We start from the raw sequence: 25,160 nt of genomic DNA on the forward strand, positions 1-25,160 counted from the left end.
GCGGTGTACGGCCATTTCGGTGCGTACATCGCTTTTTTTTGAAATATAAGAAAGTATAAGTTTCATACCATACTCTACCTCTTATATTTCTCGCATAAACACTCCAGCAAAATAAGTAGCTTTACAAACGCTTTCGCAGGGTTACCGGATTTCGAGGATTCGAAGGAAGCGCTATCATTTAAATATAACAACTAACAACGCCTGACCGGAGTGAATCTTGGCTTCGGGAGGAAGGAAGGACAGGAGCATGATTGGAAAAACCACTGAACTAAATCCTTTAATGACTAAGAAAAAGAAAGGTTATCCTGTGCGGCGTCTATTTAGAGATTGGTCCTCTTGGATATTAATTGTCCCTACGCTTTTTGCCTTTTTCTTTTTTTCCTGGCAGCCGCTGATCAAGGGCATTGTGCTCTCTTTTTTCAATACAGAGGGTTATAATGCCGTAAGCTTTGCCGGACTGCAGAATTACAAGGATGTGATACAGAACTCAGCGTTTCAGCAGACACTGACCAACTCTTTTGTATATGTGTTTTGGTCGCTGCTGATTGGATTTGCTGTACCCATTATAGTCGCAGTTGTGATCAATGAGCTCAGGCATGGGAAATCGTTTTTCCGCTTTTCAGTCTTTTTTCCGAGCATGGTTCCCGGTATTGCTGCCTCGATGTTATGGATGTTTCTGTTTGAGCCTGGGAAGGGCGGCGTGCTGAATATTATGCTGAGCGCTCTGGGATTCCCGGTGCAGCAGTGGCTTCAGGACCCGGACATGACGATTATGCTGATTATTTTCACGATTACCTGGCGGAATTTTGGGGGAACGGTGCTGCTCTATCTAGCCAGTCTGCAAAGCATTAATCATGATCTGTACGAAGCGGCTTCCATCGACGGTGCGAATGTATGGCGAAGATTTAAAAGCATCACCATTCCGCAAATCTCCAGTATGATCGGATTGATGATGATTTTGCAGATTAGCGGTGTATTCCAGATCTTCAACGAGCCTCTGGTCATGACCGAGGGGGGGCCGAATAATGCCTCAATGACGTTGATGCTGCAAAGCTATTATTATGCATTCCGGAGTTTTGAAGCAGGGCATTCCATGGCGCTGGGAGTTATTACTTTTCTTGTTCTGATGGTGCTTACTATTATTTATTTCCGGCTGGATAAGAAATTGAACAGGGAGTAGAAGCTATGAAAACAAAAGAAGCATTTGGCATTATCGGCAATATAGAATATAGATCACCTTGGGTGCGCGTGCTGTATTGGTGCATGTTCATTCTGATGATTGTGCTTGCCGCCGTCTGTATTCTGCCTCCGGTCTGGATTATGGTCTCGAGTCTTAAAGACATCAAAGAGTTCTATGCGATCCCGCCCACCCTGATTCCTCGCTCATTCAATGTTGGCAAGCTATGGGAGACCTGGCAGGAATTTAACTTTCTCAGTTATTATCTGAATACGGCATACTTAGCTGTCGGTTCTGTACTATTTTGCCTTATGTTTAACGGGCTGGCAGGATATTTTTTTTCCAAGCTTAAGCCTCGAGGGAGTGCACTGCTGTTTGCTCTGATCGTGTGGACCATGATGGTTCCGAATACAGTCGGGATGGTGCCGCTGTTCAAAAACCTGATTGATTTTCCATTGTTACACTTGAACCTGACCAATACTTACTGGCCGATGTGGTTTATGGCTGCTGTGAATCCGGTGGTAATTCTGATCTTCAAGAATTTTTTTGATACCATCCCTCTGGCGCTGCTGGAAGCGGCCAAAATTGACGGAGCGAGCACGATCGGTATCTTTATCCGGGTGATACTTCCGCTCAGCGGACCGGTTATGGCAACAATTACGATACTAACGATGAACAGTGTCTGGCAGGATTTCTTTTGGCCTTTTATGGTGCTGAAGGATAAATCGACCTGGTCGGTCATTGTGGCCATTTACAATCTGAAAGCGACTTTGCCGCAGGACATTCAGTTTATTGCGCTGACGTTTGCGATCCTGCCGCCGATTATCCTGTTTGTTTTTTTCCAAAAGTACATTATGAACGGGCAATCCTTTGGTGGAAGTATTAAAGGGTAACATCACCCGATCACAAACCATTTCACAGTTTTGCCCCGTAGGGTGCTGCAGAAGGTGCGTGGTAAGATGATTTCAGATTCAAAAGAAAGCGCTTTACATGTTGTGAAGAATGCTTTAACAATAAGCTTAGGGGGAATTACATTGAGAATCGAACACACCAAAAAAATTACAGCTACACTGGCGCTAACATTACTTCTTACGGCCGGTCTGGCTGGCTGCGGAGGTTCCAAAGAAGAGAACGCCGGGGGGAATACGGAAGAAGCGAGCAACAAACAAGTGACGATCAAGGTCAGTAACTGGCCGAAGCCGAATGAGGAAGCCAAAATCGCCCAGTATGAGCAGGTTATGGCGAAGATGAAAGCTAATTTTCCGGATATCATTGTGGACAAGGATGAATGGGGGTATGACGTCAGCTCTTTCCTGCCTAAAGCGGCCAGTGGTCAGCTTCCAACGGTTTACGAAACCTTTTTTACAGAAACAAGCAAAATTATCAAAGCAAATTACGCAGCTGATATAACGGATACTATGAAAAAATATGGTTATGATCAGGCGATCAATCCAGATCTGCTTAAGATGGTTACCAAAGACGGAAAATATTACGGGATTCCGAAGGACGGATATGTCATCGGCATGCTCTACAATATGAATCTCTTTAAGGAAGCTGGTCTGTTGGACGATAAAGGCATACCAAAGTTCCCTAAGACATATGATGAGCTGGCAGAAACCGCGCAGATCATCAAGCAAAAGACTGGTAAGGCGGGAATGTTCCTACCAACAAAAAGTGGCCAGGGCGGTTGGATGTTCATGAATATTGCCTGGGCATACGGCGCGGAATTCGAAAAACAGGTAGATGGCAAATGGCAAGCGGTGTTCAATTCTCCAGAAGCAGCGGCAGCACTGCAATATGTGAAGGACTTGAAATGGAAATATGATGTTCTGCCAGATAATAATCTGGTCGATGTTACAAATGACATGTTCCGCTTGTTCGGTACCGATCAAGTCGCAATGAGCTTCGGCACGAATGACTGGTCTCCAGTCATCCAGCAGCAGACCAAAATGTCTAAAGATAATGTGGCAATGTCCGCACTTCCAGTTGGGCCGATCGGAAAACCTGTAACCCTGCTCGGAGGTGGTCTATATATGTTTTCGCCTAATGTAACACCTGAGCAGATTGATGCTGGATTCAAATGGCTAAAAACCTACGGATTCACTCCGGAATCCTCAGAGGAGGCGTTGACTGGTTGGGATATCGAGAAAAAGACACTGAGTGATCAGGGGCTGATCGTAGGCCCATACGGACTGCGGATTTGGACAGATGAGAAGCGGATCGGTGAAGAACAGAAGATTCTCGACAAATACAACAATGTAAACTTGGATTTGTTCCGTGATTATATGGACAACGGCAGTAAAGGCATGCGGGCAGAAGAGCCGGTCAACGCTCAGGAATTGTACCAGAAGTTGGATATTGTACTGCAAACCGTCCTAACGGACAAAAACGCAGATCCACTGGAGGTTTTGACTAAGGCTGCTGAAGAATTTCAACGTGATTATCTCGACAAGGTGAAATAAACACAGTCAAACGGCGGCGTCGTCCTTCTAAAGGGCGGCGATGCCGTTTCTGCGTACATTGCCAAAATCTACTCTAAGGGATAAAGGAGAGGTGCATTATATGGCAGCAAAAGAATGGGGAGACTGGAACGCGCGATGGATCTGGCCTTTGGACGAGGAAGGAACTGAAAGTTGGGAGCAGCAACACGAGCGGGTGTATTTTCGCAAAATGTTTGAGCTGCCAGCTGGAGCGGGGAGGGCCTACAGTCTGAATTTGGCCATTACAGCTGACAGCCGCTACAGACTCTTTGTTAACGGGCAGCGTTTATGGGCCGGTCCTTGCAAGGGTCATGGTCATGTACACTATTATGAGGAGTTCCATTTGAATGACGTTTTGCAACCAGGTATAAATGTGATTGCTGTTATGGTAGTTCATTATGCTGGGACTTCGCCATTTGAATTGGGTGAAGACGGTCCTCTATCGATTTGGCGCTCGCAAAAAGGCGGCTTGCTTGTAGAAGCGGATGTTATGAACAATGGGCAGCTTGTGCAGGAACTCAATACGGATACCTCATGGAAAAGCATTAGGGACCACAGCTACCGGCTTCAGCCGTTTCCGATTATGCGCTGGATGGGCGGATTGGAAGAGGTGGAGGGGGACATGTCGCTGCTGAATTGGATTCTGCCGGAATATGACGACAGCGCCTGGCTAGCCGCAGGGATTGTACAGCCGGTGCGGGATGATTATGGTCAATTAACCCCCTGGCAATTGGCGGAGCGACCGATTCCGCTGCTGTATGAGCGCGATCAGCTCTTCCTGAAGCTGATGCGCAGCAGCAGTGGTGAAGGGGAAGCCCTTTTTGAAAACGGGCATAGTCTGGAGCTGCGGAATGAAGCTGGTGGAGCTTCGCGGCCATTAGCAGGAATACACGTGGAAGCGTGGCAGCAACTCTGGCTGGAGCTGGATGCAGGAGAGCTAATCACAGCTTATCCGCAGCTTAAGCTTCTTGGGGGGAAAGGTAGCCGAATCACCCTGCTGTACGCCGAGTGCTACGAAGAAGAGACTGGAGATGACGAGATCCGTCGCAAATCCATCCGTGATGATATGCAGGAGAATGTGTTAAGAGGAGGATATGACTGCTATCATCCTGCCGGTTATGGCACCTCGGTGCAGATGGAAAGCTATGAGCCATTCTGGTTTCGTACCTTCCGGTATATCCGGCTGGAGGTGAATACTGGAGCCGAACCTTTGACGATATCCGGCTTCAGTTATCGGGAGACCGGCTATCCTTTGCTGCCGGAAGGAAGCTTTCATTGCAACGATGAACGATATAACCAGCTCTGGGAGCTGAGTGTCCGAACACTTCAACGCTGCATGCATGAGACCTACGAGGATACGCCGTATTATGAACAGTTGCAATATACCATGGATACCAAACTGATGATGGAATTTACGTACCTGTTATCAGGAGACGACCGATTGGCACGGAGGGCAATGGAAGATTACAGGGCTTCGCAGCTGCCAAATGGCATGTTGCAAAGCCGCTACCCCTCCGTGCTGCCACAGGTCATCCCCTCCTTCTCTTTATATTGGATCGGGATGATTCATGACCACTACAGATCCTTTGGAGATCTGGCACTGGTAAATCGGTACCGACTGCCACTGTTATCCGTATTGGACTGGTTCGATCAGCGACTGACACCGCAAGGTCTGGTGGACAGAACGCCTCGCCAATATTGGAATTATTTTGACTGGGTAGAAGAATGGCCACTTGGTGCACCAGACTGTACGGATGATACACCAGCGACCATGCTTAGTTTGATGTATGCAGCCGCGCTGGAGCAAGCGGCTGAATTGCTTGCAGCCAGCGGCTGGACACAGATTGCTGGTGAACTACGTCAGCGAAAAGCCGCAGTCAACGCTGCAGTGCTGGATTGTTGTCGCCAAACGAACAGCCTGATGTTCCGCGACAGCCCGGCGGCAACAGCGGAAACACAGCTGAGCCAGCATACGCAGGTCTGGGCGATTTTAGCTGACACGGTGGACGCTGTAGAGGGTGCAGCACTACTAGAGATTACAATGGCTGACACATCACTGGCTAAACTTTCGCTGCCGATGAGCTATTATCTTTTTCGCGCGTTGGAACATTGCGGATTGTATGACCGCTCCTTCAGACTATGGGCTCGTTGGATGAAACAGCTGGATTTGAACCTCACTACACTCCCGGAAATGGACTCTGTTGGAACCAGAAGTGACTGTCACGCCTGGAGCGCTCTCCCGATCACTGAGTTCACAAGAGGGATATTGGGTGTCCGGCAAGGGATAGAGGGAATAACCGTAAAGCCACATTGCGGCGATCTGCAACAGGCCAGTGGAATCGTAAGCACAAGTCTGGGTCCAATACATGTAAAATGGGAAATCCATTCAGAAGCGGGACATAAAAGCTTCCATTTTGAAGCTAACTGGCCAGCCGGTTCGGCGATTACAATTATCTTGCCTAATCATGAAGTGCTGCTGACAGATGCAGGTTCTTTTTATAAGGCGATCGATATTAGTCACTTTAGCTGATAGTCTGATTTCAATTGAGCTTCGTTTTCGTTGATTCATACACCAGAGGGGGATGGGGAGTTATATGTTCAGATCATTCGGCCGCAACATCCGCCTTGTCCTGGTGCTGTTTATTACCGTTTACATTGCCGCTTCGAGTTTCATTTTGTACCGTACTATGGAGCATAGAAGTTTGGATATGTTGCGGCAGTTGTCCGTTCAATACACTGGCCAGCAGCATAAGAACACTCTTTTGTTCATGAACTGGCTAGAGGAGACCTCCAAGCTTATCTCCAACAATCAGGTGGTACAGAATGCGTTGAAAAAACCAGCGTACGACGGAGCGATTTCTCCGATACTTGAGGGCATTCGCTCCTCTAGCAGTGACATTCTCGGTATTTATATTTGGGGTGAAGCAGGGGGGACGTACTCCTCGAGCAATGTATCCGGGCTTCTCCCCTTTGCAGAGATCAAGAAAGTTCCGGTGATGGAACAATTTCTGGATAATCGGGAACAGGCTTTGCGCTGGACGGTGCTGAACCGGGAACATCTGATGAATGCGCCTTCTGATCTGCGCGACCGCCTGCTACTTGAAGTGAAAATTCAGGATGCGGAGGGGCAAGTTTTAGGTCTGCTCTCGCTCGAAGTTGAGATTGACAAGCTGTACAGCTTCTACCTGTCAGGCAAGAATACGATCTACGGCGAGAATGAAGTTTATCTGCTGACAAGTAACGGAAAGCTACTGAATGCGGCGGATGTGCCCATGAAGCGACTGCAAGAAGTTAGAACAGCGCTGGCCACACCGAAAATGAATCATCCGGCTAAGCCGGAAGGTCAAGAAGGTATCGCCAGTAGTGATGCAGATCTACTTGAGCGTGAAACGGCCGACGGCTTGATTTTGCTCTATCCGCTGCCCGAATCGGACGAGCGGATTGTCACCTATATCTCTGCAGACGGAATGAATGCAGAGCTGCGGACGTTTAAGTATTTAATGATCGGATTAAACATCATGGTGTTCATAGTTTTCTGGTTGCTGATCTCAAAGCTTAGCGGCAGTATTGTTAATCCGCTGAAACAGTTATACTTGAAAATTAACTCCACGATGAAAGACTAAGATTGGCAGTCAGAATAGCAGACAGAATCTATGGGAAATAAATGAGATTCTAATATCTATCAATTGGAATAATGTGGTAAAGCGGAATAATGGGAGAGATAGTTAACGAAAATAGAGGAGGATATAAATATTTTATGGGAAACGACTTATACAGAAAACTAGGGGCATCCTTTCTAATTTCCGCTGGAGTAATCTATGCTATTGAACGTGTGGGCTCTTTGATAGCTCGCAGCCATGAAACTGTTGCGTTATACGAAGCAAACATGTTTGAGACCTTACCTGAAACTCATATTACAGGCTTCTTCGATAATATCTTTGTGCCAATCCTTACGTTCCTCGGTATGATACTTTTTGTATATGGGTTCCCGAAAAAAATAAAATAAGATAAGATAAGATAACTCATTCAACACGATGTGAACACATTATGGATTGTACCGCGAAGCACTAAGATAACGGGATACTAAAGTGAATTTAGCGGTTGCTTCGGCTGCCGTTTTTATTTGTTTCAGTTAACGGGCAGTTTAGCTTTAGGAGAATAAAGGTCTTGATAGGCTTAATGTCGAAAAGAATATAACCGCGTAAAATGAAGGAGAGGTACTTTGAAAAAAATTAGGGTAGCAACAAAAGAGGAAATGATAGAAATTTATAAGATGGGCTATGATGTTTGGGGAGATAATCTGCCTTATGAAGAATATATAACGATGTGCCAGGCTTCAAAGAAGTATAAAAAGGGAACGTGGTATGTTCTTGAAGCAACAGACACAAAGCAACTATTAAGTTCCCTCATCGTATATGATCTAAATCTTTCTGAAGGCCAAATTGTAAAAGGGATTGGTTCAATCGCTACCCCTTTATATTTAAGAAAAAAAGGATACGCTTCTTTATTGGTCAAAGAAACGATAAATAAACTTGAAAAGGAAGAAAAATGTAACGATTTTTTCCTTTATAGTGATATTGGGATAGAATTTTACATAGGATTAGGTTTTATTGTACTACCTAATGATAGTCAAAAATATAAAGACAGTGTTTGTATGTATTACTCAAAAGAAAATGATTTCGACTCCATATCACTTGATATCCCCAATTACTTTTAAAGCACTATGATCTTTAGTGAGTTGTGGCGACTGTATGAGACTGATAAACGTATCCAAGGAATTAGTAAAAAAAGAAATCGTTCTTTGTGAGAAAAGTGGAAGTACCACCTACCTCTCAAAAAAGGAACGATTTCTTTGTAATGTCCGCATTCATTAACAATCTTAGCTAATTGGGCAACTCCTTCTTCAAGCTAATCGTAACCGTAGTGCCTTGACCCGGAGTGCTGGAGATGCTTAGCCCATATTGAGGACCGTATTCCAGCTTAATCCGTTCGTCCACATTTCGCAGGCCATATCCGCTCTGGAACAGCACATCTTCCTTGGCTTGGCTAAGTGTCGCGCCGTTGGCAAAGCCGACTCCGTCATCTGCCACTGTAAAGCGAATCTCATCCTCCAGCAACTCACCCTTAATCCAAATCCGGCCCATGCCACGTTTCTCACTGATACCATGTTTGATCGCATTTTCTGCGATAGGCTGAAGAATCAGCTTCAGAATGCGGACCTTGCGCAGCGATTCCTCAATGTCGTATTCAATCTCGAATTTATTCGGAAAACGCATTTGCTCGACAGTCACAAAACTTTCCACTAGGCGAATTTCTTCGTCGACAGTGACGAATTTGTCGCCTTTATGCAGGCTAATCCGAAAAAAGGTCGCCAGAGAAGAAATTAGCCGCTCAATGTCGGGCTGCTTCTTTAGCCGGGCAATCCAGGCGATCGCATCCAGTGTGTTGTAGAGGAAATGAGGATTGATCTGCGATTGCAGCGCAGTCAGCTCGGCTTTGCGTTGCTTCTCTTTCTCTTCATCCTTTTCCAGCATTAATTGGCTGATCCGTTCTACCATCTGATAGTAGCTGTTCTCTAGCTGGAAAATCTCATCGACCTGTGCCCGCTGCTCATAGACAGCAGCTAAGTCTTTTTTGCCAAACAGACTCAGCTTCTTCTTCAAATTCAGTAGTGGACGGGTGATTTTAGCCGCCAGATAAAAGGAAAGAATCAGTAGGACAATGAAGGTAACACTGGCGAAAAGAATGGCATTTCGGTTACCCTTGGCAATTCCCTCCAGCAATTTGTGGCTAGAAATCACACTGGTGAACTCCCAGCTAACGCCAAGCGTCTCCAACCTAGGATTCAAAGGATAAGTAGCAATGATGTAGGAGTTACCGTTATCTGACCAGGTGCGATAGCCTTCTTTCTGACCCGGATGAAGGGGGGCGTTCTCCTCCAAAAAATTGCCCAAGAGCCGCTTGTCGGGGTGAGATATAATCCGGTCGCTGGAAGTCAGGAAGGAGTAGCCAATGCCAGTGAAACTGGAGGAATAAAGATCAGCCAAGGCGGATTCTCTGACATAGATGATGACAACCCCGATATTTTGCCCCGTATTGAAGTTCCGGAATTGCTGTCCGAAAGGAATATAGGCATTGCCGTCACCATCCCGTTTGATCTCACCAACAACAGGCATGCTGCTCTCCTGTATCTGTTTAATAAATAAGGCTTCGGGAACCTCAAGCATCTGCTCCTTGGACTGATAAGAATAAAGCATATTGTCATTTGTGCTTATAATCACATTGCCCACGAGAGCATTCTGGGTCAGCATGCCGTCGATGATAGCTCCGATCCGTGATTCCTTGTCTGTTACCGGCAGGGAATCGTTATTAATGATCTGGTAAATATCACTGTTCACTAGAAAGCGCAGAAACAACATCTGAATATCATCGACCATCAACTCCACACTGAGACCAATTTGGCGCTGAGTCTGGACGACATGGCGGTACAGATCCTTTTGAAGATAGGTATAGGAATAGAAGTTGAAAATAACAAGCATCAGCACCAGATGCAGTGACAATCCCACTAACAGGACAACAACAATCCGACTTTTGATCTTGAACCTCCGCATCCAAGAATTAATCCGGTTGGCCATCGTTAGCTTAACCATAGGTTTTTGCATATTCGCTCGGTGGGATGCCCGTCATCTTTTTGAAAATCTGGCTAAAGTATTTGGAGTCAGTGAAACCAACCTGATTGCCCACCTCATAGACCCGGTACATCGGATTGCGCAGCATACGTTTGGCTTCTTCAATCCGATATTCCGTCAGACATTCATAGAAAGTCTTGTTCAAATCTTTGCGGAATAGATGCATTAAATGGGTTGGACTGACGAACACCGCAGCAGCAACCATCTCCACGGTAATGTTCCCAGCATAATGCTCCCGGATAAAAGCGAGGGCGTCTCTGATTTCACGCCGGCATCGAGCTCCGGCCTCTTCTTCAGCGTACAACACGCGTTCAATACCAGACATTGCACGCTGCGCAGCAAGCCAAGCCTGTTTGTATGAATCTACGATTCCGTTCCATTCTTGAGTTGGTTTGCCGATGCCTACGCTAAGAGCCTGGCCGAAGTGCTGCTGGCTCCATTCCGATAGCTGCTTACCTAATCTGCGGGCAGAATCACCGGCAAGCTCAGGTTCATCGGTTCGGAGAATCATAACCCACTCCAGATGACTATCGCGGAATAGACAGAGCTGTTCAAAAGAATACGCTTCCAGAATAACCGCTGCTTCATCCTCCAACGCTTTGCCTACATCAGTTCCTTGAAGACCATTATCAGCAGGGAAGGCTATGGACAGCGGCAGCATAGCTTTTCCTGGTTCCAATTGCAGCTCCAGCAGCTTTATTTTGCTGGTAATGAATTCCTCACTATGCAGCTGGCCATGCAGTAAATCCTGCCAGAATTGTTTGGATATCGCGGCAATTTCCTCATTAAGCTGCGAATATCGCTTGGAGAGTTGCTTTTTCCCCAGGATTTCATCACCAACGCTTCTTACTGTATCTGCGAGTTCTTCTATGTTAATGGGCTTTAACAGATAGGTGGAGGCGCCATAACGCAATGCAGCCTGTGCATATTGAAATTCGTCATAACCGCTGAGGACGACAATACCTACGAGCATGTCCTGCTCCCGTATTTTCTCTATGAGTTCAAGACCATTCATATAGGGCATACGGATATCGGTAATAATCACATCCGGGCGGTGTTGTAGTGCAAGCTCCAAACCCTCCTCACCATTGCTGGCTTCTCCTATGATCTCAACGTTGTATTCTGCCCAGTCTATGGTTTGAGTGATGCCCATACGAACCAGATATTCATCATCTACTATAAGCGCTTTCAACATTGGCCTCACCTCGAAGTAGTTTCTAATATGTCTTACAGCCATTATAAACATGAAACCTCTTTTAGAGGAGCGATAATTTCTTAGTTGTCAGGATCACAAACGATTTCGCAGTATGTTCCCCGGTGGCTTTGTACAACGATAACCTCATAGCGGATGTTCTAAATATTTCAACAGCTTAACAAACCGTTTCATAGGATTCCATCCTAACTTTTGCAAAATGTACTGTGATAGACTTTAACCGTAAAAGAGCGGTAAGCGCTTTTATAAATACATGACATCGAAATTGAACGCTGTAGGAGGAGTACCCTTGATGCAAAATTCATTTATTCCATTCGGGTTTCAATATTACCGTTCCCCGACCCCATTCCGGGATCAATGGGAAAAAGACCTGAGCAATATTGCCGGGCAGGGCTTCAATTGTGTGAAATATTGGGTGCAGTGGCGCGCCAGCGTGTCTAAAGAAGGGATCTACGAGTTCGATGATATTCAGGAGCTGATGGATATTGCTCAACGGAACGGCTTAAAGGTCATTTTGAACGTGATTTTCGATGTGGCGCCAGCCTGGTTTTATAAAAAACATCCTGATTCCAAAATGATCACAGCAGACGGTTCCGTACTGGAACCAAGGTCAATTAACTGCCGCCAGATTGGCGGAGCTCCTGGACCTTGTTATCACCATGCAGCTGCAGCCACGGAGAAGGCGAAATTTCTGTCGGAAACAGTGAAGACATTCAAAGATCATCCTGCACTCTGGGTGTGGGATTTATGGAATGAGCCTGAGCTGACGACAGGGATTAAGCGCAAGTTGTCATTTGACAACCAGGTATGTTATTGCGGGCACTCCGTGCTGGCATTCCAAGAATGGCTGAAAAATAAATATATTACTCTGGAAGCTCTGAACGAATCATGGCAGCGGACTTACGGAAACTGGGAGGAAGTAGAGGCACCGCGTGGGCAAGGCGTATTCAATGATTTGGTGGACTGGCGGCTATTCATGTCCGGTACTTTAACAGATGAGCTGCGGAGCCGGGTAGATACTGTGAAGTCACTAGATTTGCTGCATCCTGTTATGGCACATACTGTGCCAGCTCCTATCTTCAATATGATTACAGCAGGTTCAGACGACTTCAAGCTGGCTGAACCCTGTGACCTGACAGGCAATAGTCTGGGGTCCTCAGCCTGGTCAGCTGATTTGCTGATCTCAGCCGCCAAAGGTAAACCGATCATCAACTCGGAGATTCATGCACTGCCGGGCAATACGGCGATGAAGCCGTGCCAGCCGGAGCTGCGAGAAATGAAACGGCATATTCTGACCCCGCTCGCCCGGGGTATCACGGGATATCTGTTCTGGCAGTATAGACCGGAGGTATTGGGACAGGAGGCTCCAGCTTGGGGCAGTGTATATTTGGACGGCAGTCCAACCCCATGGTACAAGGATATGGCCCAACTAAATAAGCTTGTGCAAGACAATAAGCAAGAGCTTTTACAGGCAAAACGGCGTGGGGACGGGATTGCTATTCTATTCAGCCCACAGAACCAAATCGCAAACTTTGCTGCCCATGATCATTTGGACACCTATAACGATTCCCTGCAAGGCGTCCATAAACTGCTACATGACCTTAATTATAAAGTGGAATTTCTGCATGAGTCGGATGTTACGGAACAGACATTGGACCAATACCGCTGCCTGTGGATGCCTTATCCACTGTATCTGAACCGTAAACTGTGTGACCTCCTGCGTGAGTGGGTGGAGAAGGGCGGAATTTTGATTTCGGAATGCTCCTTCGGAGCGCTTCAGGCAGAGAATGGCTGTCACAGCTATACAGTTCCCGGTTACGGATTTGATGAAGTCTTTGGGGTTCGGGAGACTTGGATTCATTCTGCCGAGAATCTGGATCATAGCTATCATCAGGTAGCATTCGAATCACGGACGGCGATCCCACTCCTTAATGTATTGGAGCACAGCAAGGAAGGGGAAGCAGCCGCAGATGATAAGGCACACGGCTCCTATTACAAATCAGATATTGCGCTGCAAAGTCATGTGAAGGTCCTAGCCGAATTTGCCGAGGACAATATGCCTGTGTTGACGGCCGCCGCTTATGGCAACGGGTGTGCTGTATGGTTCGGTACCTTGCTTGCGGCTGCCTACTGGCAGGATGGACATACCGGAACGCTACAGTTGGTGCGCGATCTTTTACAGCAGGAATTGAAGCTACAGCCGAATGTGCATGTAAGCGGCGGTGTCCGCGCCGACCTTTCCGAGTGGGAAGTTGCAGAAGACAGAGGTGCGTTCCTCTATGTGCATAATGAAGGGAACATGTTGGCAGAAGCCAAAGTTACGCTGCCTGCCAATTATACTTCAGCAGAGCCATGGTTTGATGATGGGAACGCCACAATCCAGCCAATAAATCCGTCTGAACCTTCAACAACTCAACTGTCTATACGGGTAGAAGCTGGAGATGTTCAAGTATTTCGATTATCTTAGCCGGCAGCAGTTAAGATCGAAGATTAAAGAGCTGGTGTAAGCCAGCCAAAGGAGTGTATCCATTTGGGTTTGTTAGATTATGTTAATCCATTACAGGGGACTAAGTCGGATTTCCGCTACTCACACGGCAATACGCTGCCGCTTACAGCGATGCCATTTGGCATGGCGGCTTGGAGCCCGCAAACCCATGAAGCAGGGGGGACCTGGTTCTTCCATCCGCACCATCGCCACCTGGAGGGTATACGACTAACTCACCAGCCCAGTCCTTGGATCGGAGATTATGGACATCTGACACTGTTGCCGCAGACTGGACCGTTATTGCTCAGTCCTAGTTCGCGATCTTCTTCCTTTAAACCGGAAGAGATGCAAGTGTCCCCACACTACTTCGGAGTGACTCTTCAGCGATATCGTACCCGACTGGAGCTGACCCCTACAGAGCGCTGTGCGGTGATTAGAATTACATACGCTAAGGGACAGCAGAACAGGCTCATAATAACACCGCTAAAAGGCGAGTCTCAACTCACCTTTCAACCGGAGAAACGCAGGATCATCGGCTTTACAAGGGGGCATACCGCCGGGGTACCCGATAATTTCGCGATGTATTTCGTCTTCCAATTCGACACAGACATTCTCATGGAGGATTCGGGAATCTTTGACGGGGAGTACCAACCTTTAGGGACGTATGAAGGAACCGGCGATAAGCTGGGCGCATACGTAGAATTAAACATACCGGAATCCGGTGTAATAGAAGTGAAATGCGGCACTTCCTTTATTAGTGGGGAGCAAGCGCAATTGAATCTCGATCGGGAGGTTGGTGGGCACAGCTTCGGAGAGATTTTGAGCAAAGCAGAGGCAGGCTGGGAAGAACGGCTGAGCCGTATCGTTGTCGAAAGCGCGGATGAAGAGAACCTCCGTACCTTTTACAGCTGTATGTACCGGATCTGCCTGTTTCCTAGAACATGGCATGAATATAACGAGCAGGACGAGCAAATTCATTACAGTCCTTTTAACGGCAGCATTTGCCGGGGTCCAATGTATTCAGATATCGGACTGTGGGATGTATACCGGACTAGCTTCCCGTTATACAGTATCCTGTTTCCATCCTTGCTCGGTGAGATCATGCAGGCTTGGACATTAGCTTACGGTGAAAGCGGCTGGCTGCCAAAGTGGCTGTCACCAGGCGAACGCAGTGCCATGCCCGGCACTCTGATCGATGCGTCAGCTGCGGATGCCGTAGTTAAGGGCATCGGCGGCTTCGACGTAGAGCTACTATATGAAGGTTTGCTGAAGCATGCAGATCGTCCGGCTACAGACGAGAAGCTGGGTAGACGAGGGCTTGAATTGTATTTGCAGCACGGTTATCTGCCACATGATCGTTTCCATGAAAGTGTAAGTAACACGCTGGATTATGTATACGGAGATTTCTGTATTGCTCAGGTTGCCAAAGCACTTGGCAAAATGGATGACTATGAGCGTTTTATGGCCCGGGCCCAGAATTATAAGCTGCTATTTGATCCGACGGTTGGGTTTATGAGAGGTCGCAACGAGGACGGTACTTGGCAGGAGGAATTTGATCCCCTAACATGGGGTGATCCGTTCTGTGAAGGTGGGGCTTGGCAAGGGAGCTGGGCAGTTCCCCATGACTTCCCGGGATTATCCAGTCTGATGGGTGGCGAGGAAGCTTTTGTTCAGCGTCTGGACCAGTTAATGGCCGAGGAACCGATATTCAAAGTGGGTTCTTATGGCTTGGAAATTCATGAAATGTCAGAAATGGCCGCGGCCGATCTGGGGCAGTTTGCCATCAGCAATCAGCCCAGCTTCCATATACCTTATATTTTCGCCCGACTCGGGGCGTTGTCCAAAACACAGTACTGGGTTCGCAAAACCATGGCTAAACTGTTCAACAGTGGAATGGATGGGTTACCCGGTGACGAGGATAATGGCAGTATGGGTGCCTGGTATATTTGGAGCGCCATCGGCCTGTATCCATTAAGTCCCGGGATTCCCGAATATGTGCTGGGCAGCCCTCTATTTGATAAAGTAACGATCCAGCTTGAAAATGGGCGGCAATGGGTCATTAAAGCGGAAAACAACAGCTCCACCAATGTATACAGTAAATCGATTCACTGGAACAATGCGCTTTGGAATCACCATTCTTTGCCTCATGAAGATATTATGAAAGGCGGCGTCCTGAGCTTCAGTATGTTTTCGGGGTTAGCCCCAACATAAGAGCAATGCTAAGCAGTCCGGAACATTCCGGGCTGTTTTTATATTTATAGATGGAGCATCTTGCTCTTTTTAGGCAAATGGTGAAATGGCAAACCATTTCGCAGCATTCCCGCCTGTTTTTTCAAAGGTAACATGTCTAAGATCGAAGAGAATGAAAGCGCTTAATATGAGTGCGGAGAGGAGGAATCAACTTATGACTTTAAGACTTCATTCCAAAAGAAATCGACTTATCACTATTCTGTTCGCAATGATTGCAGGAAGCCTGCTGCTGATTGGCGCGATGAATGTGCAGGCTCCACAACAAGTAGAAGAACCACTTCTGACCCTTAACGGACAGGAGGTCACTGCAGCGGAGTTCAACTGGCATCTTCAAATGAATCGGGCACTGACTGCTGATTACTTCAAACAGACCTACGATGCCGACTACTCAGAGAAATTCTGGTCTACCGACTATACCGGCGAAAAACCAATCCACAGGTGGATAAAAGAATCCCAGACGCAGCTACTGACGAAGCGGATGGAGTTGCAGCTTGCTCAAGAAGCAGGAGTGGTATCGGATATCAGCTTTGAAGGTTTTCTAAAAGGAATGGGGCGTGAGAATCAACGGCGGAGTCAGGCGGTAGCGAATAAAGAAGTGGTGTATGGTCCTCTTCATCTGGAAGCGCAGGCCTATTACAGTTATTACATGAGCGACCTTGAGGATGCCACGATTGAGGCAATGCGCAGCAACGGAGGTATCGTGATTTCAGATGAACAGGTAAGGCTGGAATATGAAGCAAATCTAGCTGCTAAATATTCTCGGCCGGGAGCTATACGTCTTGAATGGGCGTCACTTCCTTTTGGTCCGGAAACAGAATACAAGGATCAGCAGGAGGCCTTGGAGAAAATGGAATTGCTCAGGGCAGCAGTAATAGCAGCAGAAATAAGATCAGACACTGGCATCCATCAGCAGGCAAAAGAGCTTGGTATAAACCTGGGCGAAGTCAAAATAACAAGTGCTTCACGACGAACAGCAGCTCTGGAAAATCCTAAGGCATTGCTTGCTGCAGATCAGCTTGCACCGGGACAGATTAGTGGCTTGTTTGCTGAAAATGGGGCCATTCATCTACTTTACTGTCTATCGGTAGAGGATGCAGGAGTTGAACCTTTCAATCAAGTGAAGGATGCCATCACACTTCATTTGGCGCAGCAAAAATTTAGATCCATGGTGGACGATCAGTTAGGCAAAGTTATCGCAGAATGGAATTACCCGATGGCCGAAAGACTCGCAAACCAAGCCAATCAATAAATATTCAAGGGGGAATCCTACAACAATGTTAAAAAAACTCGCAAAATCACTGCTAATGATAGTGCTGATCTTCACGGCAGTGTTCCCTGTAATGGGTGCTTCTGCCCATGCTGAAGAGACGTATGCCGATGATTTCTCTGCTCTGCCAGCAGCGGAGCTGCGTTCGGAGAATTGGCTGATTGACAGTAGCAATCCTCAATTCTTCGGCGGGGATGCTACGCGGTTGGTCAGGACATCCACGGATACTGGTTATACTGTTTATTCATTAACAGGGATTCAGTCGTTTACGCTTCAGGCCTATTATTTCTCTGGCTCAACAGCCGTAATCAAGTTCTACGGATCGAGTGATGCGACAGCGTGGACGGAGATTCCGGCCATTAATGACAGTCCCACAGCAACTGGTTCTGGTTGGTATGGAACAGTATACACGCCCACAGGTGCACTTCCGAATGATATCAATTATCTCAAAATCGAGATCAGCGGCGACCTCGACACCTGGTTGATGCAGCTTGGACACCTTACACTCTCCAATGTATCACTTGCACCCCAAACGATTAACGATGAGCTTGATGACGTTTCACAGCTCTATGCATTTAGTACAAATTGGTCTTTAGATACGAGCAATCCCACTTTTTTTGGTGGAGATCATTCTCGTGCGGTGAGAACAGCAGATTCGGTAGAATCACTTGTGTACCATTTGCATAATTTGCAGCATTTCATCATCCGTCTGCATTCCTTTGCCGGCTCTAGCGGAAGCATCAAGTTCTATGGGTCGGCGGATGCATCCTCGTGGACAGAGATTTCAGCGATACATGAAGCTCCACAGGCCACAGGAGATTCAGCTTGGACAGGGACGAATTATACCCCAGCCCAAGGGGTTCCTTCCGGTATTCATTATTTAAAAATCGAGCTCAGTGGCGATTCCGCCCCTTGGCTGATGCAGCTAGGTTCAGTCTCCATATCTAACCAGTTGCCTGAAGGTGGAGGGAACAGCGGAGGAGACGGTGATTATTACGTCGATTCAATTGCGGGCAGCGACAGCAATGATGGAAAAACACCAGAGACCGCCTGGAAGTCCTTCTCTGTAGTTAACCAGACTACCTTTGAGGCTGGAGACCGAATTTTATTAAAGAAGGGCGGAATCTGGAACGAACAATTATATCCTAAGGGTAGCGGAACAGACGATAAACCGATAACAATCACTGCCTATGGCAGCGGAAGTAAACCGACTATCAATGGTGGAGGCATTGCCGGAGCAGCTGTATACCTGCGCAACGCCTCAAACTGGAGCATCCAGGATTTGGAGGTCACTAACTATGCTTCCGAGAGAGGAACCGTTTACCGGGAAGGCATAATGGTGGAGAACGCAAACGGAGGAACATTAAGAAATATCCGCATCCAGGATAACTATATACATGATGTATCAAGCAGCTTCCGTTATCCGACAGTTTCCGGTGCAGAAGGTGGTCCACATGCGTTCGGTGGAATCTCCGTATATGTGGGCGGAACGACGGGCACGGACAAATTTGATGGGGTATGGATCGAAGGTAACACGGTCAAACGAATTGGACGGACAGGAATTGTGGTATGGGATCAGCGTTTCAACGGAGCCGACTATGCTACGGTCAATGTTACGATCCGCGGAAATTATGTCAAACAAGCAGACAGCGACGGCATCCTCACCTTCGGTGCGGACGGAGCGTTAATTGAGCATAACATAGCAGAAGAAGGTGGCAACTACTCCGAAGAAGGCGAGTTTAACGGCTCAGCCGCAATCTGGCCGACCCGGGGCAAGAATAATATCGTGCAGTTTAATGAGTCCTTTAACACAAATAAACCAGAGGGAGATGGTCAGGGCTTCAATCTGGATATCGATACTATGGACAGTGTAGTTCAATATAATTACAGCCATGGCAATAAGGGCGGATTCATGCTTTTTGTCGATGCCCGTTTAACTCCAGGAGTGCTGACCGGCTCCTCTAACAATGTAGTCAGATACAACATCAGCCAGAATGATCTGACGCATACGTTTAATTTTGCAGGCGGGGTTACGCCGGATACGCAAATCTATAACAATACGATCTATATCGGCACTGGGCAAAACACCAAAATAATCGACCATGAATGGGATGACGCAGGAAATATCAACGCTCCCTATACGTTCAGGAACAATTTGGTCTACAACCTTGGACAGGGGGGTTATAATCTGCCCGGGGTAAATGGCAGCTTCGACCACAACCTGTTGTATGGAAATCATCCAGTAAGCGAGCCGGAAAATACGAATTCCGTCACAGCGAATCCGCTCTTGGTTGCTCAGGGCAACGGAGGAATTGGCTGGAATACAGTGGACGGTTACAAGCTGAGAGAAGGTTCTCCTGCACTTGGTGCTGGTGCTATTATTGCAGGTAACGGCGGTCGGGACTATTGGGGAAACGCTGTTTCAGCAGAAAATCCACCGAATATCGGAGCCTATAATGGACCCGGACTTGATCCTGCCATACTGCCTGAAGCACCTGTAGATGATCTGCGATTATATTTTCAAGGCTTAAAAATTGCTCCTCATATTACAGATGGTAGAAACGGAGGCCTATCCCTTCAACTTCAGTTTACAAACAGTTCTGGAGTAGACCCTCTGAGAATTAACAAAATTTCCTGGAAAATAGGAGAAGGAAGTGGCCAGATTAGCGGGAGTCAGCTGCAACTGGCCGAAATCGCTCCTAATAGCCGATTTACTTATCCAATTCCTTTGCCGGGATTCTCTGAAGGCGTTAAATATCCCCTAGAGTTGACTGTTGACCTTGAAGGCTATGAGTCAGTTCACCTCAAGCAAAACATAGATATTAACCGGATGCAGCATCAGACAGATACAGGAACTCCCGCGCTGATTGATCTTGCAGACGGAACCCCTTTGCTGAGCGGGTATAACGGTGTGGATGATCTTAGCGGAACAGCACAACTACGCTGGGACGCGGATAACATCTATTTGACCGCCGACATCCGTGATGATGTATTCAACCATAACGCTTCCGGGATTAATATTTGGCAAAATGACAGTATTCAGTTCAGCCTTGCTCCCGGTGTACCGGGCGATAGCCAATCCTGGTATGAATATGGAATTTCGCAGACACCAGAGGGGCCACAAATTTACCGTTGGCTGTCTATGAAGGGAGCCGCTACCGGATTGTTGACCAAGGGAACACTAAGTGTAACCCGAAATGTAGCGACTAAGATTACCTCATATGCACTGGCACTGCCGTGGAGCGAAATAAGTCCAATTCGAGGAGTGGGAGGCAATGTCTTGAGCTTCTCGATGTTGGTCAACGATAATGATGGTGCGGGCCGAAAAGGATATATTGAGTGGGGATCAGGCATTGGCGCTGCGAAAGATGCGACACTCTTCCGTACCTTCCAGTTTATGAATGTCGAAGATGAGGAGGAGACGCAACCGAGTGATAATGCTGATTTAAGCCTTTTGAGTATAGAGGGTTCAGAAATTCCCGGGTTTGACCGTAACACACTTTCCTATACAATTAACGTGCCCTTTTCTAAAACAGCCGTGACTGTAACAGGGATACCTTTAGATCCGAAAGCCAAATTAACAGTAACAGGCGGAAGTGAACTTAAGGTAGGAGAAAATAGAGTCGATATCAAAGTTACGGCTGCAAACGAAACTACAACAAAAAGCTACATTTTGAATGTGGTACGGAGTGAAGACCGCGGGGGAACAGATACACCCGACAGTTCGTCCGGCAACAATAATGACGGGAACAATAGTAACAGTGGAAACAGTGGAGGGAAAATAGTTCATCCAGTGAATATAATCTCAGCCGGACGTATTCAGATTCAGGATTCACCTGATACTGAAGGAATGCGCCTTGTACAGCTTCCCACTGGAGAAATTAACAAAGCGATGAAGGGAGTGCAAGATGGTGCATTGGTACTTGAGCTTACTGCGGAGGAGGCCATTGCCCGTAGTGTTACTTTTCAAGTGCCCGTTACCGAACTAAAAGAGAAGGTTACCTCCCTTAAAATAAAAGCAGGAGCCACCATCATAACGCTCCCTATTGAGAAGATGGGTGGCAATATTCCGGAAGGTTCCAAGCAGGTGGAGCTATCCATTCATATTGTTGATCCTTCAACCCTTTCTGTTGCATTAAAAGAGAAATGGCAAACGCATGCCGTGTACCGGATCTCCTTGATGGTAGACGGAAAGCAAATAGAAACACTAGGTCAATCTGCGGCAATGAAGGTCTCGTTTGGATATAAATTGAATCCTAGTGAAGCGCCGAATCAAGCCATCGTCTATTCTATTACCCGCGAAGGGCTGGCGGAAGTGGTCAAAAACTCCAAATACGTTTCAGGTACAGGGAGCATCACGTTCACAACACGGAACTTCGGATTATACGCTGCGGCGAATGGAGATATACACTTCTCTGATATCAATTCGGACTTAGCTGTTATCCTAGAAGCATTGGCTTCCCGTGACCTGGTGCACGGCACAGGCGATGGCAAATATGAGCCTGCCCGCCAAATCACCAGAGCGGAGTTTGTTCAACTGCTGGTATCGGCACTGGAGCTTCAGGCTGAGAACAGCAATACTTTCGAAGATGTGAGTCCAGACGCTTGGTATTCCCAAGCTGTCTCAACAGCTCAGGCACTAAAGCTGGTTAACGGACGCAGCGAAAGCTTATTTGGCGCAAAAGAACCGATTACTCGCCAAGAAATAGCTGTTATCTTATACCGCGCTCTGAGCTTAGTTTCACTTCAGCCGGATTATTCCAGCAAAACCGTAGTATTTGCTGATCAGAAGCAAATCGGAGCTTATGCCAGAGAAGCGGTTGAGCACCTGCAGCAGTCAGGAATTATCAATGGATATTCCGACGGCACCTTCAGACCACTGAATCTGACCACCCGTGCGGAGGCTGCAGCTTTGATTTATAAAATTTTGGGATTGTAATCATCACAAAAAAGCTTGAGCCAAGTGTATTTGGCTCAAGCTTTTTTTCTTTTGTGAGTATAATATATTATTTCTTCAGGTTGGCCACGCAACATATCTCATGTCCGCGACGTTCGCCTTGCCATTTGGCTAATAATGCCATTCGTTCTACAAATGGAGTATTCGGCCCATAGTAAGGATGCGCATCGATCAATACATCGGAAGCGGGAACCAGCTGCCGCGTGAATATCGAACTGATCTCAAATCCAGCCTGATTGAGTAAATCACGCACATTAGCCTCCGTGTAATGATACAGGTGATCGGGTTCAATAAATAACGGTGATTCAGGTCCGTAGACTTCATTGGTTATTGAATGGCTATTGGGAATACTGAAATAAATTTTCCCTTGTGTTGTCAAAAGAGTACGAATATCTTTCAAAAATGCAAATGGATCGGAAATATGCTCAAGCACATGCCAGAACACTACCGCATCATAACGAGGAAGATCAGGATTTTCAGCCGAGTCCGAGTCATCGTCTTGAGTTCTTTTCCATTCATCTTTAACCAAATCCACACCATATTTATATTTTGCATAGGCTCGAGACATTTGTGAGGGTTCAATGCCCATCGCTCTCCAGCCGCCATTTCCAGCCGCATGTAAAAATTCACCTGTTCCAGAGCCAATCTCTAGCAATGCTCCTTTTTCTGGACTGAACATTTCCAGCAGCATTAAATTAAAGAGAGCATGATCTGAATAGGTAGCTTGAGCATATTTTTCACGCATTGCAATCCATTCTGTATTATAAATATCTGCGATTAAGCCGGTTGTATCAATCTCTGCAATATTCGCTCTAAAGATAAGACCGCAGTTGCTACACCGCATCAACGTAAACGAATGATACTCATGGAATACCGTGATAGCTGGAACAGGACCACACAAAATACATTGCATATAAAATACACCTCCGTTATTCGTTTCACATACTCCTCCCAGGCTACTAGCTTGGGGTTAGAGCATCATAGTTCAATTGGAGTGCTTGGAGTGGGTTTTATTTCTTTCATTTTATTATCAATCTCGATAGAATATGCTAGTCTCACTAATCCTAGACAAGGTCAAACTTCAATAGATTTATAGTATAGCTTTCTAGGAATTTAATATTAGGTGGCGCGGATATTGGGAATCCTTCCGTTGTCGTTGTGCTTGATTGTAAAGGATGAAGAAGCAAGCACATTGTTACAATCCATGATTACGCCAAAAGATTGTTGGCTTCGGAAATGCCTGTTACTATTGGAATTAGAATCGTCTCATAGATTGGAGTGACAATGTTATGAAGGTCATTATTTTTGGAGCAACAGGTATGGTTGGTCAAAGCGCGTTGCGTGAATGTTTGATAGATGATAGAGTTCAAGAAATACTTACGATTGGGCGTAAAAAGACGGAGCATCACCATACAAAACTAAGACAAATTCAACTATCCAATGTAGCTGAATTATCAAGTATACAAGATGAAATCACAGGTTTTGATGCATGCTTTTTCTGCCTTGGGGTTTCCTCTGCTGGTATGAAGGAAGATGACTATAAAAAAGTAACATATGATATCGCGCTATCCGCCGGAACAACATTAGCAAAATTGAACCCTCAAATGACCTTTGTATATGTTTCTGGAAGTGGGACGGATAGTTCAGAAAAAGGACGCTCTATGTGGGCGAGAGTGAAAGGGAAGACAGAGAACGATTTGTTGAATCTACCTTTTAAGGACGCATATATGTTCAGACCAGGTGTGATTCTACCCCTATATGGCATACAATCCAAAACAAAAGTGTATCAGATTTTTTATGATGTGATGAAGCCACTTTATCCCTTACTAAAGAAGTTAAACAGTGTCATTACATCGGAACAATTGGGACGAGCCATGATTCAAGTAACGATTAACGGTTATCCAAGACCCAGAATAGAAAGCAATGAGCTCAAATCCACGATCAGGAGGTTGAATCAATGAACATTATCATTAGACAAGAAAAAGTTCAAGATATTAACGAAGTCTACCATTTAATCCAAAAATCATTTGAAAATGCGGAACATTCAGATCATGATGAACACAATTTAGTAAATAGACTAAGGAGCTCGACAAAGTTTATTCCAGAGTTATCACTTGTAGCAGAATACGAGAATAAGATCGTGGGTCATATCCTTTTTACAGAAATACTAGTGGGTGATCAAACTCTGGTTGCGCTTGCACCTGTTGCAGTTCTGCCAGAAATGCAAAGCAAGGGCATAGGGAAGCTACTGATTATTGAAGGGCACAAAATCGCAAGGCAGCTAGGATATAAGGGCGCTGTCGTTTTGGGTCATGATAAGTATTATCCGAAGTTTGGTTATAAAAAAGCTAGTCAATATGGTATAAAAGCACCCTTCGAAGTAAGTGACGCTAATTTTATGGCTATTGAGCTTATGAATGGTGGTCTCTCAGATGTCCAAGGTGTTGTAGAATACGCTAAAGAGTTTTTTGGAAATTAGATTAAACGTAAAAAGTGGAGCAAATGCTACGGCAGTTGCTCCACTTTTTTATTTGTTTACAGAATCATTTAGCACCTTTAAAAAAAGGATTGTGGAAAAGCCGAACTGAAAACGGCTTGACGAACAACTCTATCCTGTATAAAATGAAGCAGTGATTTAGTAA

General features: G+C 46.3%; 15 protein-coding genes. 12 read left to right on the forward strand and 3 right to left on the reverse strand.

Going from position 1 to position 25,160, the window contains the following annotated elements; translation table 11 throughout:
• Positions 1-247 precede the first annotated feature (247 nt).
• The 6 genes from ACN6KS_RS15040 to ACN6KS_RS15065 all read left to right on the forward strand — a co-directional run bounded on the left by ACN6KS_RS15040 (position 248) and on the right by ACN6KS_RS15065 (position 8,374).
• A complete protein-coding gene (locus ACN6KS_RS15040; protein ID WP_440959937.1) occupies positions 248-1,180 on the forward strand; it encodes a carbohydrate ABC transporter permease in 933 nt (310 codons plus the stop codon).
• Positions 1,181-1,185: 5 nt separating this feature from the next.
• Positions 1,186-2,070 (forward strand): carbohydrate ABC transporter permease, encoded by an 885-nt coding sequence (locus ACN6KS_RS15045; protein ID WP_440959938.1) that lies wholly within the window; start codon positions 1,186-1,188, stop codon positions 2,068-2,070.
• 141 nt (positions 2,071-2,211) lie between these two features.
• Entirely contained in the window at positions 2,212-3,639 is a 1,428-nt protein-coding gene (locus ACN6KS_RS15050) for an ABC transporter substrate-binding protein (protein ID WP_143812094.1), read from the forward strand.
• A gap of 100 nt (positions 3,640-3,739) precedes the next feature.
• The gene (locus tag ACN6KS_RS15055) at positions 3,740-6,187 is read left to right on the forward strand and encodes an alpha-L-rhamnosidase-related protein (RefSeq protein WP_440959939.1); all 2,448 of its coding nucleotides are present in this window, start codon (positions 3,740-3,742) and stop codon (positions 6,185-6,187) included.
• Positions 6,188-6,251: 64 nt separating this feature from the next.
• Positions 6,252-7,280: a cache domain-containing protein gene (locus ACN6KS_RS15060; RefSeq protein WP_094869010.1), complete on the forward strand. Its 1,029-nt coding sequence runs from the start codon at positions 6,252-6,254 to the stop codon at positions 7,278-7,280.
• A gap of 599 nt (positions 7,281-7,879) precedes the next feature.
• Positions 7,880-8,374: a GNAT family N-acetyltransferase gene (locus tag ACN6KS_RS15065; RefSeq protein WP_094869008.1), complete on the forward strand. Its 495-nt coding sequence runs from the start codon at positions 7,880-7,882 to the stop codon at positions 8,372-8,374.
• Between the two features lie 166 nt (positions 8,375-8,540).
• Here ACN6KS_RS15065 and ACN6KS_RS15070 read toward each other — a convergent pair whose 3' ends face one another.
• Both ACN6KS_RS15070 and ACN6KS_RS15075 read right to left on the reverse strand, forming a co-directional pair.
• A complete protein-coding gene (locus ACN6KS_RS15070; RefSeq protein WP_440959940.1) occupies positions 8,541-10,319 on the reverse strand; it encodes a cache domain-containing sensor histidine kinase in 1,779 nt (592 codons plus the stop codon).
• Entirely contained in the window at positions 10,300-11,541 is a 1,242-nt protein-coding gene (locus tag ACN6KS_RS15075) for a response regulator (protein ID WP_440959941.1), read from the reverse strand. The genes ACN6KS_RS15070 and ACN6KS_RS15075 overlap by 20 nt, the downstream gene beginning before the upstream one ends.
• Positions 11,542-11,851: 310 nt before the next feature.
• On the opposite strand from ACN6KS_RS15075, the gene ACN6KS_RS15080 reads away from it, so the two are divergent.
• From ACN6KS_RS15080 to ACN6KS_RS15095, 4 genes are all read left to right on the forward strand, one after another.
• Positions 11,852-14,026 carry a beta-galactosidase gene (locus ACN6KS_RS15080; RefSeq protein ID WP_440959942.1) on the forward strand — a complete coding sequence of 725 codons (2,175 nt, stop codon included), beginning with the start codon at positions 11,852-11,854 and terminating at the stop codon, positions 14,024-14,026.
• Positions 14,027-14,089: 63 nt separating this feature from the next.
• Positions 14,090-16,255 carry a GH92 family glycosyl hydrolase gene (locus ACN6KS_RS15085; protein ID WP_440959943.1) on the forward strand — a complete coding sequence of 722 codons (2,166 nt, stop codon included), beginning with the start codon at positions 14,090-14,092 and terminating at the stop codon, positions 16,253-16,255.
• Positions 16,256-16,448: 193 nt separating this feature from the next.
• On the forward strand, positions 16,449-17,543 hold the full coding sequence (locus ACN6KS_RS15090) for a peptidyl-prolyl cis-trans isomerase (protein ID WP_341134808.1): 1,095 nt from the start codon (positions 16,449-16,451) through the stop codon (positions 17,541-17,543).
• A gap of 25 nt (positions 17,544-17,568) precedes the next feature.
• The gene (locus ACN6KS_RS15095; RefSeq protein ID WP_440959944.1) at positions 17,569-22,500 is read left to right on the forward strand and encodes an S-layer homology domain-containing protein; all 4,932 of its coding nucleotides are present in this window, start codon (positions 17,569-17,571) and stop codon (positions 22,498-22,500) included.
• 67 nt (positions 22,501-22,567) lie between these two features.
• On the opposite strand, the gene ACN6KS_RS15100 is transcribed toward ACN6KS_RS15095, so the two are convergent.
• Positions 22,568-23,431 carry a class I SAM-dependent methyltransferase gene (locus ACN6KS_RS15100; protein WP_440959945.1) on the reverse strand — a complete coding sequence of 288 codons (864 nt, stop codon included), beginning with the start codon at positions 23,429-23,431 and terminating at the stop codon, positions 22,568-22,570.
• A 376-nt stretch (positions 23,432-23,807) separates the two neighbouring features.
• Here ACN6KS_RS15100 and ACN6KS_RS15105 point away from each other — a divergent pair, with 376 nt between their 5' ends.
• Both ACN6KS_RS15105 and ACN6KS_RS15110 read left to right on the forward strand, forming a co-directional pair.
• The gene (locus ACN6KS_RS15105) at positions 23,808-24,479 is read left to right on the forward strand and encodes an epimerase (protein ID WP_094869000.1); all 672 of its coding nucleotides are present in this window, start codon (positions 23,808-23,810) and stop codon (positions 24,477-24,479) included.
• Positions 24,476-24,997, forward strand: coding sequence for a GNAT family N-acetyltransferase (locus ACN6KS_RS15110; protein WP_094868999.1), 522 nt, complete (start codon positions 24,476-24,478; stop codon positions 24,995-24,997). Before ACN6KS_RS15105 ends, ACN6KS_RS15110 begins: the two co-directional genes overlap by 4 nt.
• The last annotated feature ends 163 nt before the right edge of the window (positions 24,998-25,160 follow it).

This window comes from Paenibacillus nitricinens (assembly GCF_052056485.1).
In the GTDB taxonomy this organism is placed as follows: Bacteria; Bacillota; Bacilli; order Paenibacillales; family Paenibacillaceae; genus Paenibacillus_AQ; species Paenibacillus_AQ nitricinens.

Bases quoted from the DNA above. Each gene is read 5' to 3' on its own strand.
- ACN6KS_RS15040 (WP_440959937.1), top strand. From the start codon at position 248: ATGATTGGAAAAACCACTGAACTAAATCCTTTAATGACTAAGAAAAAG.
- ACN6KS_RS15045 (WP_440959938.1), top strand. From the start codon at position 1,186: ATGAAAACAAAAGAAGCATTTGGCATTATCGGCAATATAGAATATAGA.
- ACN6KS_RS15055 (WP_440959939.1), top strand. From the start codon at position 3,740: ATGGCAGCAAAAGAATGGGGAGACTGGAACGCGCGATGGATCTGGCCT.
- ACN6KS_RS15060 (WP_094869010.1), top strand. From the start codon at position 6,252: ATGTTCAGATCATTCGGCCGCAACATCCGCCTTGTCCTGGTGCTGTTT.
- ACN6KS_RS15070 (WP_440959940.1), bottom strand. From the start codon at position 10,319: ATGCAAAAACCTATGGTTAAGCTAACGATGGCCAACCGGATTAATTCT.
- ACN6KS_RS15075 (WP_440959941.1), bottom strand. From the start codon at position 11,541: ATGTTGAAAGCGCTTATAGTAGATGATGAATATCTGGTTCGTATGGGC.
- ACN6KS_RS15080 (WP_440959942.1), top strand. From the start codon at position 11,852: ATGCAAAATTCATTTATTCCATTCGGGTTTCAATATTACCGTTCCCCG.
- ACN6KS_RS15090 (WP_341134808.1), top strand. From the start codon at position 16,449: ATGACTTTAAGACTTCATTCCAAAAGAAATCGACTTATCACTATTCTG.
- ACN6KS_RS15095 (WP_440959944.1), top strand. From the start codon at position 17,569: ATGTTAAAAAAACTCGCAAAATCACTGCTAATGATAGTGCTGATCTTC.
- ACN6KS_RS15100 (WP_440959945.1), bottom strand. From the start codon at position 23,431: ATGCAATGTATTTTGTGTGGTCCTGTTCCAGCTATCACGGTATTCCAT.
- ACN6KS_RS15105 (WP_094869000.1), top strand. From the start codon at position 23,808: ATGAAGGTCATTATTTTTGGAGCAACAGGTATGGTTGGTCAAAGCGCG.
- ACN6KS_RS15110 (WP_094868999.1), top strand. From the start codon at position 24,476: ATGAACATTATCATTAGACAAGAAAAAGTTCAAGATATTAACGAAGTC.